The organism is Escherichia sp. KTE31 (assembly GCF_000407925.1).
Lineage (GTDB): Bacteria > Pseudomonadota > Gammaproteobacteria > Enterobacterales > Enterobacteriaceae > Escherichia > Escherichia ruysiae.
The window spans coordinates 939,060-952,411 of the sequence record NZ_KE136726.1; the positions used below are offsets into that span (position 1 = coordinate 939,060).

12 protein-coding genes and 4 tRNA genes are annotated in these 13,352 nt (G+C 50.2%); 1 reads left to right on the top strand and 15 read right to left on the bottom strand.

All coding sequences use genetic code 11. From position 1 onward, the window contains the following. Positions 1–47: 47 nt before the first annotated feature. From rpoB to WES_RS01240, 12 genes are all read right to left on the bottom strand, one after another. On the bottom strand, positions 48–4,076 hold the full coding sequence (gene rpoB, locus WES_RS01295) for a DNA-directed RNA polymerase subunit beta (RefSeq protein ID WP_000263098.1): 4,029 nt from the start codon (positions 4,074–4,076) through the stop codon (positions 48–50). A gap of 318 nt (positions 4,077–4,394) precedes the next feature. Continuing rightward, positions 4,395–4,760, bottom strand: coding sequence for a 50S ribosomal protein L7/L12 (rplL, locus tag WES_RS01290; RefSeq protein WP_000028878.1), 366 nt, complete (start codon positions 4,758–4,760; stop codon positions 4,395–4,397). A gap of 66 nt (positions 4,761–4,826) precedes the next feature. Beyond that, on the bottom strand, positions 4,827–5,324 hold the full coding sequence (rplJ, locus tag WES_RS01285; protein ID WP_001207201.1) for a 50S ribosomal protein L10: 498 nt from the start codon (positions 5,322–5,324) through the stop codon (positions 4,827–4,829). A 291-nt stretch (positions 5,325–5,615) separates the two neighbouring features. Beyond that, positions 5,616–6,320: a 50S ribosomal protein L1 gene (gene rplA / locus WES_RS01280; protein ID WP_001096683.1), complete on the bottom strand. Its 705-nt coding sequence runs from the start codon at positions 6,318–6,320 to the stop codon at positions 5,616–5,618. Between the two features lie 3 nt (positions 6,321–6,323). Then, entirely contained in the window at positions 6,324–6,752 is a 429-nt protein-coding gene (gene rplK, locus WES_RS01275) for a 50S ribosomal protein L11 (protein WP_001085926.1), read from the bottom strand. 158 nt (positions 6,753–6,910) lie between these two features. Beyond that, positions 6,911–7,456: a transcription termination/antitermination protein NusG gene (gene nusG, locus WES_RS01270; RefSeq protein ID WP_001287521.1), complete on the bottom strand. Its 546-nt coding sequence runs from the start codon at positions 7,454–7,456 to the stop codon at positions 6,911–6,913. A gap of 1 nt (position 7,457) precedes the next feature. After that, positions 7,458–7,841, bottom strand: a complete 384-nt coding sequence (secE, locus tag WES_RS01265) for a preprotein translocase subunit SecE (protein ID WP_001275702.1) — start codon at positions 7,839–7,841, stop codon at positions 7,458–7,460. 229 nt (positions 7,842–8,070) lie between these two features. Continuing rightward, positions 8,071–9,255, bottom strand: coding sequence for an elongation factor Tu (tuf, locus tag WES_RS01260; protein ID WP_000031784.1), 1,185 nt, complete (start codon positions 9,253–9,255; stop codon positions 8,071–8,073). Positions 9,256–9,369: 114 nt separating this feature from the next. Next, positions 9,370–9,445, bottom strand: a tRNA-Thr gene (locus tag WES_RS01255). Between the two features lie 6 nt (positions 9,446–9,451). Next, positions 9,452–9,526: transfer RNA gene (locus WES_RS01250), tRNA-Gly, on the bottom strand. 116 nt (positions 9,527–9,642) lie between these two features. After that, a tRNA-Tyr gene (locus WES_RS01245) sits at positions 9,643–9,727 on the bottom strand. A gap of 8 nt (positions 9,728–9,735) precedes the next feature. Then, positions 9,736–9,811: transfer RNA gene (locus WES_RS01240), tRNA-Thr, on the bottom strand. 361 nt (positions 9,812–10,172) lie between these two features. On the opposite strand from WES_RS01240, the gene coaA reads away from it, so the two are divergent. Continuing rightward, positions 10,173–11,123, top strand: coding sequence for a type I pantothenate kinase (gene coaA, locus WES_RS01235; protein ID WP_000023078.1), 951 nt, complete (start codon positions 10,173–10,175; stop codon positions 11,121–11,123). A 28-nt stretch (positions 11,124–11,151) separates the two neighbouring features. On the opposite strand, the gene birA is transcribed toward coaA, so the two are convergent. The 3 genes from birA to WES_RS24435 form a co-directional block, all read right to left on the bottom strand. Beyond that, positions 11,152–12,117 (bottom strand): bifunctional biotin--[acetyl-CoA-carboxylase] ligase/biotin operon repressor BirA, encoded by a 966-nt coding sequence (birA, locus tag WES_RS01230; RefSeq protein WP_000654625.1) that lies wholly within the window; start codon positions 12,115–12,117, stop codon positions 11,152–11,154. Then, a complete protein-coding gene (gene murB, locus WES_RS01225; RefSeq protein ID WP_016159835.1) occupies positions 12,114–13,142 on the bottom strand; it encodes a UDP-N-acetylmuramate dehydrogenase in 1,029 nt (342 codons plus the stop codon). The genes birA and murB overlap by 4 nt, the downstream gene beginning before the upstream one ends. Then, positions 13,102–13,352, bottom strand: a 251-nt coding sequence (locus WES_RS24435; protein WP_016235261.1) for a hypothetical protein, incomplete at its 5' end; no start/stop codon positions are given. The genes WES_RS24435 and murB, both read right to left, overlap by 41 nt.

A 13,352-nucleotide genomic window follows, 5' to 3' on the forward strand; every position in this document is an offset into this window, starting at 1 on the left:
CCGCTGCCGGGTTTTACCCCGACAGCAGTGACCTGTTTGAGCGAGAATTACTCGTCTTCCAGTTCGATGTTGATACCCAGCGAACGAATCTCTTTCAACAATACGTTGAAGGATTCTGGCATGCCCGGCTCCATCTGATGGTTGCCGTCCACGATGTTCTTATACATCTTGGTACGACCGTTTACGTCATCAGACTTAACGGTGAGCATTTCCTGCAGAGTGTATGCCGCACCGTATGCTTCCAGCGCCCACACTTCCATCTCCCCGAAACGCTGACCACCGAACTGTGCCTTACCACCCAGCGGCTGCTGAGTAACCAGACTGTAAGAACCAGTGGAACGCGCGTGCATCTTATCGTCGACCAGGTGGTTCAGTTTCAGCATGTACATGTAACCTACGGTTACCGGACGTTCGAACTGTTCACCAGTGCGGCCGTCGTACAGGCGGATCTGACCAGAAGTCGGCAGGTCGCCAAGTTTCAGCAGCTCTTTAATTTCTGCTTCTTTCGCACCGTCGAATACCGGCGTTGCGATTGGCATACCTTTGCGCAGGTTTTCAGCCAGACGCATAACTTCTTCATCGCTGAAGGTACTCAGGTCAACTTTCTGACGAACGTCAGCGCCCAGATCGTACGCACGCTGGATGAATTCGCGCAGTTTCGCGACTTCTTGCTGCTGTTTCAGCATGGCGTTGATCTTGTCGCCGATACCTTTCGCAGCCATACCCAAGTGGGTTTCGAGGATCTGACCGATGTTCATACGAGACGGTACGCCCAGCGGGTTCAGTACGATGTCTACCGGCGTGCCGTTTTCATCGTAAGGCATATCTTCGATCGGGTTGATCTTAGAAATTACACCCTTGTTACCGTGACGACCTGCCATCTTGTCACCAGGCTGGATACGGCGTTTAACCGCCAGATATACCTTAACAATCTTCAGCACGCCCGGTGCCAGATCGTCGCCCTGGGTGATTTTGCGGCGTTTCGCTTCGAGTTTCTTCTCGAACTCGTGTTTCAGTTCGTCATACTGCTCAGCCAGCTGTTCCAGCTGATTTTGTTTCTCTTCGTCGGTCAGGCCCAGCTCCAGCCAGCGATCGCGCGGCAGTTTGTCGAGCTTCTCAGCTTCAACGCCACCGGCTACCAGCACAGCACGGATACGGCTGAACAGACCCGCTTCGAGGATCTGCAGTTCTTCAGACAGGTCTTTCTTCGCCTGCTTCAGCTGCATTTCTTCGATTTCCAGCGCACGTTTGTCTTTTTCTACGCCATCACGAGTAAAGACCTGAACGTCGATAACCGTACCGGAAACACCGTTTGGTACGCGCAGAGAAGAGTCTTTAACGTCAGACGCTTTCTCACCGAAGATCGCACGAAGCAGCTTCTCTTCTGGAGTCAGCTGGGTTTCGCCCTTCGGCGTTACCTTACCAACCAGAATGTCGCCACCGGTCACTTCCGCACCAATGTAAACGATACCGGATTCATCCAGTTTGGAGAGCGCAGCTTCACCCACGTTCGGGATGTCAGCGGTGATCTCTTCCGGCCCCAGCTTGGTGTCACGGGACACACACGCCAGTTCCTGAATGTGGATGGTGGTGAAACGGTCTTCCTGAACAACACGCTCGGATACGAGGATGGAGTCTTCGAAGTTGTAACCATTCCACGGCATGAACGCTACGCGCATGTTCTGACCAAGCGCCAGTTCACCGAGGTCGGTGGACGGACCGTCTGCCAGCACGTCGCCACGTTCTACCGGTTCACCCAGAGACACACACGGCATCTGGTTGATACAGGTGTTCTGGTTAGAACGGGTGTATTTGGTCAGGTTGTAGATGTCGATACCTGCTTCACCCGGATACATCTCGTCTTCGTTAACTTTGATAACGATACGGGAAGCATCCACGTACTGAACGACACCACCACGTTTAGCTACCGCAGTTACACCGGAGTCAACGGCAACAGCACGTTCCATACCCGTACCAACCAGCGGCTTATCAGCGCGCAGAGTCGGAACGGCCTGACGTTGCATGTTCGCACCCATCAATGCACGGTTGGCGTCATCGTGTTCAAGGAACGGGATCAGGGACGCACCGACGGATACCACCTGCTGGGTGGATACGTCCATGTAGTCAACCTGGTCGCGGCTGAACAAGCTGGATTCGCCTTTGCTACGGCAAGTTACCAGGTCTTCTACGAAGTGGCCTTCTTCATCCAGGTTGGAGTTCGCCTGGGCGATAACGTAGTTACCTTCTTCGATAGCAGACAGGTAGTGAATTTCGTCAGTTACAACACCGTCGGTCACTTTACGATACGGAGTCTCAAGGAAGCCGTATTCGTTAGTCTGTGCGTACACGGACAGGGAGTTGATCAGACCGATGTTCGGACCTTCAGGGGTTTCGATTGGACATACGCGACCGTAGTGAGTCGGGTGTACGTCTCGAACTTCGAAGCCTGCACGTTCACGGGTCAGACCGCCTGGGCCGAGTGCAGAGATACGACGTTTGTGCGTAATCTCAGACAGCGGGTTGTTCTGGTCCATAAACTGAGACAGCTGGCTGGAACCGAAGAACTCTTTCACTGCTGCGGAAATCGGCTTGGCGTTGATCATGTCCTGAGGCATCAGGGTATCCAGATCGCCCAGAGACAGACGCTCTTTCACCGCACGCTCTACACGTACCAGGCCAACGCGGAACTGGTTTTCCGCCATTTCGCCAACGGAACGGATACGACGGTTGCCGAGGTGGTCGATATCATCGACTTCGCCTTTACCGTTACGGATATCGATGAGCTTTTTCATAACATCAATGATGTCGTCTTTGCTCAGGATACCGGAACCTTCGATTTCTTCGCGCAGCAGAGAACGGTTGAACTTCATACGACCAACCGCAGACAAGTCATAGCGGTCTTCAGAGAAGAACAGGTTCTCGAACAGGCTTTCAGCAGCTTCACGGGTCGGCGGCTCGCCAGGACGCATCATGCGGTAGATTTCTACCAGTGCGCTCAGACGGTCGTTAGTTGGGTCGACACGTAAGGTTTCAGAGATATATGGGCCGTGATCCAGATCGTTAGTAAACAGCGTTTCGATACGCTTGTGACCAGACTGGCTCAGCTTAGCCAGCAGATCCAGGCTCAGCTCCATGTTCGCTGCACAGATCAGCTCGCCGGTAGACTCATCAATATAGTCTTTAGCAACCACTTTACCTGCGATGTACTCAACCGGGACTTCGATCAGTTTGACGTCGTCTTTTTCCAGTTGGCGAATGTGGCGCGCAGTAATACGGCGGCCTTTTTCTACGTACACTTTACCGTTAGCTTCGATGTCGAAAGATGCGGTTTCACCACGCAGGCGTTCCGGCACCAGTTCCATCTGCAGCTTGTTATCACGGATTTCAAAGATAACTTTTTCAAAGAACAGGTCGAGGATCTGCTCTGTGGTGTAGTTCAGGGCACGCAGAATGATTGTCGCAGGCAGTTTACGGCGACGGTCGATACGTACGAACAGGTTGTCCTTCGGATCGAATTCGAAGTCCAGCCAAGAACCACGGTAAGGGATGATGCGCGCGTTATACAGCACTTTACCCGAAGAGTGGGTTTTACCTTTGTCGGAGTCAAAAAAGACACCCGGACTACGGTGCAGCTGGGAAACGATAACACGCTCAGTACCGTTGATAACAAAGGTACCGTTGTCCGTCATGAGCGGAATTTCGCCCATGTAGACTTCTTGTTCTTTAATGTCTTTTACGGTGCCTTCCGGCGCTTCGCGCTCATAGATCACCAGACGCAGTTTAACGCGCAGCGGTGCGGAATAGGTCACGCCACGGATTTGACATTCCTGGACGTCAAACACCGGTTCGCCAAGGCGGTAGCTGACGTATTGCAGCTCGGAATTACCGCTGTAGCTCTGAATCGGGAATACGGAACGGAAAGCAGCTTCCAGACCATACTGCCCTTCAGGATCTTGCTCGATAAATTTCTGAAACGAGTCAAGCTGGATAGAAAGGAGATAAGGTACATCCAGAACTTGTGGACGTTTACCAAAATCCTTACGAATACGTTTTTTCTCGGTATAGGAGTAAACCATAGGGTTCCTCAGCTCGCTGACAAGTCGACCCATCTGTCCACTGAGCGGACAGTTTGTGCAACACTATTTTGTTGACCGGAAAATGGATACTTTCCGCAATGCCTGTTGCTATCACGCTTAAACCATTTCATTGCGATTTACACAGAACGGGTGTTCTGTCGCAGTATATTAAGTCGTCGATAGAAACAAGCATTGAAAGGCACAGCAGTAGTCAAACAGTGTGAAACGCTACTGGCGCCTTACAGCGCAAAAAGGCTGGTGACCAAAAAGTCACCAGCCATCAGCCTGATTTCTCAGGCTGCAACCGGAAGGGTTGGCTTATTTAACTTCAACTTCAGCGCCAGCTTCTTCCAGAGCTTTTTTCAGTGCTTCAGCGTCATCTTTGCTCACGCCTTCTTTCAGAGCAGCTGGAGCAGATTCTACCAGGTCTTTAGCTTCTTTCAGACCCAGGCCAGTTGCGCCACGTACTGCTTTGATAACAGCAACTTTGTTCGCGCCAGCAGCTTTCAGAATTACGTCGAATTCAGTTTTTTCTTCAGCAGCTTCAACCGGGCCAGCAGCTACAGCTACAGCAGCAGCAGCGGAAACACCGAATTTTTCTTCCATTGCAGAGATCAGTTCTACAACGTCCATTACAGACATAGCTGCAACTGCTTCAATGATTTGATCTTTAGTGATAGACATTTAAATTGTTCCTGAATATCAGAATAAGTTTATACGTAAGCGAATGCGTTAAAAAGATAACTGCGATTAAGCAGCTTCTTTCGCATCGCGTACAGCAGCCAGAGTACGAACCAGTTTGCCAGCCGAAGCTTCTTTCATGGTTGCCATCAGGCGTGCAATTGCTTCTTCGTAGGTCGGCAGAGTTGCCAGGCGGTCGATCTGAGACGCCGGGATCAGCTCACCTTCAAAGGCAGCGGCTTTGACCTCAAATTTTGCATTCGCTTTCGCGAACTCTTTGAACAGACGAGCTGCAGCGCCCGGGTGTTCCATAGAGTATGCAATCAGGGTCGGACCAACAAACGCGTCTTTCAGGCACTCGAACGGAGTACCTTCAACAGCACGACGCAACAGGGTGTTACGAACAACACGCATGTATACGCCAGCTTCGCGACCTGCTTTACGCAGTTCAGTCATTTTATCTACAGTCACGCCACGGGAATCCGCAACCACTGCAGACAGCGCGCCTTTGGCTACTTCGCTGACTTCAGCAACAATCGCTTGTTTGTCTTGAAGATTTAAAGCCATTAGCTTTGCTCCTGGATGTTTGCCAGAGAAAATCTCTGGAACTCACTTCACTCCTCCAAATGGAGAGAGCGTCTTAATTACGGTGAGCAGAAACAAGCCAGAATATAAAAGAATAATCTTAGCGTTCTGTCACCGTCTACGCAGGGGATTAAGTTTCTTGCGAAACTCCTGCGGTCTTCGACGGAGGCCTGGATAGGCCAGGCTCCAACGAACAAATCTTTTTAGCTGCTAACTTTCGTTAGCATACGTGGGGGTAAGATTGTAGACAAAATCACCGCCCACGTAAAGGCATTAGTTTGCAGAAGCGCTCAGGCCAGCCTGGTCAACTGCAACACCTGCACCCATGGTGGTGGAGATGCTAACTTTCTTGATGTACACGCCTTTCGCCTGAGTCGGTTTTGCTTTTTTCAGCGCAACCAGCAGAGCTTCCAGGTTTTCTTTCAGTTTGTCAGCGTCAAAGTCCACTTTACCGATGGTGGTGTGGATGATGCCGTTTTTGTCGTTACGGTAACGAACCTGGCCAGCTTTAGCGTTTTTAACCGCTTCAGCAACGTTCGGAGTTACAGTACCCACTTTCGGGTTTGGCATCAGGCCGCGCGGACCCAGAACCTGCCCCAGTTGGCCAACAACGCGCATTGCATCCGGAGAAGCAATAACAACGTCAAAGTTCATTTCGCCTTTCTTGATCTGGTCAGCCAGATCTTCCATACCTACCAGTTCAGCGCCTGCAGCTTTAGCAGCTTCAGCGTTTGCGCCCTGGGTAAATACAGCTACGCGAACGGAACGGCCAGTACCGTGCGGCAGTACAGTTGCACCACGTACGTTCTGGTCAGATTTACGAGCGTCGATGCCGAGGTTAACAGCAACGTCCACGCTTTCTACGAATTTAGCAGTCGCCAGCTCTTTCAGCAGAGCGATAGCTTCGTTGATGTCGTACTGTTTGGTCGCATCAACTTTCTCGCGGATAACACGCATGCGCTTGGTCAGTTTAGCCATTTCTTAGTCCTCCACTACCAGGCCCATGGAACGTGCAGTACCTTCGATGGAGCGAGTCATCGCTTCAATGTCGGCACCAGTCATGTCGGCAGCTTTGGTCTGCGCGATTTCCTGCAGCTGAGCGCGGGAAATTTTACCCACTTTGTCTTTGTTCGGCTTACCGGAACCAGACTTGATACCAGCCGCTTTTTTCAGCAGAACTGCTGCCGGCGGAGTCTTGGTAACGAAAGTGAAAGAACGGTCAGCGTAAACGGTGATAACTACCGGAATCGGCAGACCTTTTTCGATGGAATCAGTTTTTGCGTTGAACGCTTTGCAGAATTCCATGATGTTTACGCCCTGCTGACCCAGAGCCGGACCTACTGGCGGACTCGGGTTAGCCATACCAGCTGCAACCTGCAGCTTGACATAGGCTTGTACTTTCTTAGCCATTATAAATTCCTCAAGTTGGGTAATAACGCCTCTGAGAGGCTCCCCGTGATATAAAAAATCGTTTTACGGGCAAGGCCCATAAAAACAAAAGGCGCGAAATTGTATTCCAATCTCACGCCTTGTGCAACGATTTAATCGCCGCTTTTTTGATCGCTGGATTAGGCTTTTTCAACCTGGCTGAAGTCCAGCTCTACCGGGGTCGCACGACCGAAGATAGAAACAGAGACTTTCAGACGAGACTTCTCGTAATCCACCTCTTCAACGACGCCGTTGAAGTCAGCGAACGGACCATCATTAACACGAACCATTTCACCCGGTTCAAACAGCGTTTTCGGACGCGGCTTATCACCAACCTGCTGCAGGCGGTTCATAATCGCATCAACTTCTTTATCGCTGATTGGTGCAGGACGATCGGAAGTACCGCCGATGAAGCCCATCACACGCGGTACGCTGCGCACCAGGTGCCAACTCGCGTCGTTCATCACCATCTGAACGAGGACGTAGCCAGGGAAGAATTTGCGTTCGCTTTTGCGACGCTGACCGCCACGGATCTCAACGACTTCTTCAGTCGGAACCATGACTTCGCCAAACAACTCTTCCATGTTGTGTAATTTGATATGCTCACGCAGCGACGTTGCTACGCGGCCTTCAAAACCGGAAAACGCCTGAACGACGTACCAGCGCTTTTTAGGAGCTTCAGACATCTCAGAACCTCAGGCCAGTGATAAAGGATACCAGGCGAACCAGAATACCATCCAGTCCCCACAGGATCAGTGACATTACTGCGGTAACCGCAGCCACAATCAGCGTGGTGTGCAATGTTTCCTGGCGAGTCGGCCAAATGACCTTACGGACTTCGGTACGCGCTTCACGGGCAAAAGCAACGGTTGCTTTACCTTTTGTCGTTAACAGCGCGACACCACCCGCTGCAGCAATCAGAATTACTACGGCCAGCGCACGCAGCGGCAGCATAATGTCGCGATAAAGGTAGTTGCCGACGATTGCCACCAGGAGCAATGCCACCACAACGACCCACTTCATCGCTTCCAGGCCGCGCCCGCTTCCTTGAGCTTCGGTATTCGCACTCATAAACCAACCTGTCAGAAGTATTCTACAAACATTTTCACCCCGCGATAGCGAGGCAAACCAAATCGAAACGCGTATTCGCTTTTCGGATTATACGCCCTCAACAGAGCCTGTCTCAGCAATGATTATGACAAAGAAAATCACTGATGAGCCAGGTTCTGGTACGAAAGCGTGCAAAAAGGGCATCAAATGATGCCCTTTTATTGCGCATTGCGTCAAATGTTATCGGCAATTAGCTCAGAACTTTAGCTACAACGCCCGCGCCAACGGTACGGCCGCCTTCACGGATTGCGAAACGCAGACCGTCGTCCATCGCGATCGGGTGGATCAGGGTAACAACCATTTTGATGTTGTCGCCCGGCATTACCATCTCTACGCCTTCCGGCAGTTCGATGGTACCAGTCACGTCAGTAGTACGGAAGTAGAACTGCGGACGGTAGCCTTTGAAGAACGGAGTATGACGGCCGCCTTCATCTTTGGACAGAATGTACACTTCAGATTCGAACTTGGTGTGCGGCTTGATGGTGCCCGGCTTAGCCAGTACCTGACCACGTTCGATTTCTTCACGTTTGATACCACGCAGCAGAACACCTACGTTCTCACCAGCACGGCCTTCGTCCAGCAGTTTGCGGAACATTTCAACGCCAGTACAGGTAGACTTCTGAGTCTCTTTGATACCAACGATTTCAACTTCTTCACCAACTTTGATGATACCGCGTTCTACACGACCGGTAACTACGGTACCACGACCGGAGATGGAGAATACGTCTTCGATCGGCAGCAGGAACGGCTTGTCAATCGCACGCTCTGGTTCCGGAATGTAAGAATCCAGGAAGCCAGCCAGTTCCAGGATTTTCGCTTCCCACTCTGCGTCGCCTTCCAGCGCTTTCAGAGCAGAACCACGAACGATCGGAGTGTCGTCGCCCGGGAAGTCGTACTGAGACAGAAGTTCACGAACTTCCATTTCAACCAGTTCCAGCAGCTCTTCGTCATCAACCATGTCGCATTTGTTCAGGAACACGATGATGTACGGAACGCCTACCTGACGACCCAGCAGGATGTGCTCACGAGTCTGCGGCATCGGGCCGTCAGTCGCAGCAACAACCAGGATCGCGCCGTCCATCTGCGCAGCACCGGTGATCATGTTTTTAACATAGTCGGCGTGCCCCGGGCAGTCTACGTGCGCGTAGTGACGGGTCGGGGTGTCGTATTCAACGTGAGAAGTGTTGATGGTGATACCACGAGCTTTTTCTTCCGGCGCGTTATCGATCTGGTCGAATGCGCGAGCAGCACCGCCGTAGGTTTTAGCCAGTACGGTAGTGATTGCAGCGGTCAGCGTTGTTTTACCATGGTCAACGTGGCCGATAGTACCGACGTTAACGTGCGGTTTTGTACGTTCAAACTTTTCTTTAGACATCGATTGTCCCTCTAAGACACGGATAAATCGGTGATATCACCACATCAACCAGGCAACATGCCCGACTTGTTGAATGCAATAAACAGAAGGAAAAAACAGGGAGGAGAAAAGAAGTGGTGCTGATAGGCAGATTCGAACTGCCGACCTCACCCTTACCAAGGGTGCGCTCTACCAACTGAGCTATATCAGCACATCTTGGAGCGGGCAGCGGGAATCGAACCCGCATCATCAGCTTGGAAGGCTGAGGTAATAGCCATTATACGATGCCCGCATCCTGGAACTCGGCTACCTGATTTTCATTCTGCACTGAATATCGAGAGAAGCTCTCTTTATTCGAGCCGGTAAGCGAACTTATCGTCTCGGGCTACGCCATCGCGTGGCCGAAATTGGTGGTGGGGGAAGGATTCGAACCTTCGAAGTCTGTGACGGCAGATTTACAGTCTGCTCCCTTTGGCCGCTCGGGAACCCCACCGGACTTGATGGTGCCGACTACCGGAATCGAACTGGTGACCTACTGATTACAAGTCAGTTGCTCTACCTACTGAGCTAAGTCGGCATCAAGTAGCGCGCATTCTATGGAGACATGCGAGCTCATGCAACTAAAAAATTGCATAATTTGTTTTGTTGGTCATATTTTAAACAACTCGATGAAGAAACAGTCGAACGATGAGCAGATTAGCACATTTTTTCAGCATTGTTCTGCTTAACAATATGCGCCAGTTAAAACACCATTCTTTTTATCAGATGGAATATCTGTCACATTGCTTTTCACCGATAGCTTCCCGTAAGCGATTTTTTCTTATTATTCCTCCCCATCTGGTGTTACCCTCCTGCCCATTAACCCATTCAACAGAACTGTGACGCGCCATGGCAAATATCGCTTTGCCGATAAAGCTATGACCGTCAGAAACATGCTTATGAGTATAAAAGAGCAAACGTTAATGACGCCTTACCTACAGTTTGACCGCAACCAGTGGGCAGCTCTGCGTGATTCCGTACCGATGACGTTATCGGAAGATGAGATCGCCCGTCTCAAAGGTATAAATGAAGATCTCTCGTTAGAAGAAGTTGCCGAGATCTATTTACCTTTGTCGCGTTTGCTGAACTTCTATATAAGCTCGAATCTGCGTCGTCAGGCGGTTCTGGAACAATTTCTTGGCACTAACGGACAACGCATTCCTTACATTATCAGTATCGCAGGCAGTGTAGCTGTGGGGAAAAGTACAACCGCCCGTGTATTACAGGCGCTTTTAAGCCGTTGGCCGGAACATCGCCGTGTTGAACTGATCACCACCGATGGTTTTCTTCATCCCAACAAAGTGCTTAAAGAACGCGGGCTGATGAAAAAGAAAGGCTTCCCGGAATCGTATGATATGCATCGTCTGGTGAAGTTTGTTTCCGATCTCAAATCGGGTGTACCAAACGTTACGGCACCGGTTTACTCGCATCTTATTTATGATGTAATCCCAAATGGTGATAAAACCGTTGTTCAGCCTGATATCCTAATTCTTGAAGGACTAAATGTCTTACAAAGTGGGATGGATTATCCGCACGACCCGCATCATGTATTTGTTTCTGATTTTGTCGATTTTTCGATATATGTTGATGCGCCTGAAGACTTACTTCAAACATGGTATATCAACCGCTTCCTGAAATTCCGCGAAGGGGCTTTTACAGACCCGGATTCCTATTTCCATAACTATGCGAAATTAACTAAGGAAGAAGCGATCAAAACCGCCATGACACTGTGGAAAGAGATCAACTGGCTGAACTTAAAGCAAAATATTCTACCCACTCGCGAGCGCGCCAGTTTAATCCTGACGAAGAGTGCTAATCATGCGGTAGAAGAAGTCAGACTACGCAAATAATTTGCAGGGGAGCTAATGCTCCCCTTTCTTATTTTTCTGCACTACGCAGGGATATTTCACCACCCATCCAGGGTTTTATTATTCCATCCTGCTCAAGCAATAAAGCGCCCTGTTTGTCTATTCCGCGTGAAATACCAAATATTTCTTTATCACCAATGATAAGTTTCACTGGGCGATTAATAAAATTATCCAGCTTTTCCCAGCGCGAAAGATAAGGTGCCAATCCTTCTTGCTCGAAGAGTTCCAGCGCCGCGCGTAATTCACGTATTAGCATGGCCGCCAACGTATTACGATCGAGATTGATCCCCGCTTCCTGTAGCGTGATCCACCCCTGATTAACGACACTCTCTTCAACCCGACGCATTGCCATGTTGATTCCGGCGCCAATGACAATTTGTGCTGCATCGCCGGTTTTGCCAGTCAGCTCCACAAGAATGCCTGCCAGCTTGCGATCCTGCAGATAGAGGTCATTAGGCCATTTAACGCGAACTTTATCTGCACCCAGCTTGCGTAATACTTCCGCCATCACGATACCGATAACCAGACTTAAACCAATTGCCGCAGCCGGGCCTTGTTCCAGACGCCAGAACATCGACAAATATAAGTTTGCGCCAAAAGGCGAAAACCATTTCCGACCACGGCGACCACGGCCTGCCTGCTGATATTCTGCGACGCAGGCATCGCCCGATTTAAGCTCTTCGATACGATCAAGAAGGTACTGATTAGTTGAGTCAATTACTGGCAGCACGGCTACACTACCGCCATCCAGCTGACTCAATATCTGTTCAGCATTAAGTAACTGAATGGGCTCAGGCAGGCTGTATCCTTTACCCGGAACGGTAAAGACATCAACGCCCCAGTCACGCAGCGTCTGAATGTGTTTATTAATGGCCGCCCGGCTCATTCCTAACGTTTCACCTAGCTGCTCGCCAGAGTGAAATTCGCCGTTCGCTAACAGCGCGATTAATTTCAGTGGAACGGTATTATCCTTCATGAAATCGTCTCCACTGCGCTAACTTCACCTGATGCACCAATAAAGCGAACTTCGGGCTCAAGCCAGACATTAAATTTTTCACCAACTTTCTGTCTTACATGATGTGCCAGTTGCACGACATCTTCGCTTTTTGCATTGCCTTCATTGATGAGAACTAACGCCTGTTGACGGTGTACCGCAGCCCCACCCATTTGCGTCCCTTTTAGCTGACACTGATCGATGAGCCAGCCAGCAGCCAGTTTTACTGAACCATCCGCCTGAGGGTAATTCGGTGCCGTTGGAAATTGTGCCAACAACGCGTTAGCCGTTTCGGCAGATACAACAGGATTTTTGAAGAAACTACCGGCATTGCCGTTCACTTTTGGATCGGGAAGCTTTGTCGTTCTCATATGGCATACTGCATCAAATACTTGCAGTGGCGTTACTGTTGAAGGCTCCAGACGAGTTAAGTCACCGTAAGTCAGTACAGGTTGCCACTCTTTTGGCAGACGCAGACCTACGGCTACAATGGCGAAGCGATCCTGATATTCATGCTTAAAAATACTGTCGCGATAGCCAAAGCGGCACTCTTTGGCAGTTAAGCGCACTTGCTTGCCTGTCGCCAGTTCAACACAGTCAACATAATCGCAAACTCGCTGTAATTCTACGCCATAAGCGCCAATATTCTGGATAGGCGATGAGCCGACACAACCAGGAATTAATGCCAGATTTTCCAGACCGGGCATTCCTTGCTGCAAAGTGTATTTCACCAGACGATGCCAGTTTTCTCCTGCACCCACATGTAAATACCATGCATCAGGTTTATCATTAATTTCGATTCCTTTGATTCGGTTGATGATCACCGTTCCGCAATAATCCTCAAGGAAAAGTACGTTGCTTCCTTCCCCCAGAATAAGAACGGGTTGTCCTTCTGCGGTCGCATGTTGCCAGGCATTGAGTAGTTGTTGTTCGTCTTCGGCACATACAATGTGCTGAGCATTATGATCAATGCCAAATGTGTTCCAGGGTTTTAAGGAGTGGTTCATAGCTGCTTTCCTGATGCAAAAACGAGGCTAGTTTACCGTATCTGCGGGGGGATGGCTTGTAGATATGACGACAGGAGAAGTTTTCACCAGCGCAAAAAGGCCATCCTTCCGGATGGCCTTTCGCTTTATCTGATGCCTGGCAGTTCCCTACTCTCGCATGGGGAGACCCCACACTACCATCGGCGCTACGGCGTTTCACTTCTGAGTTCG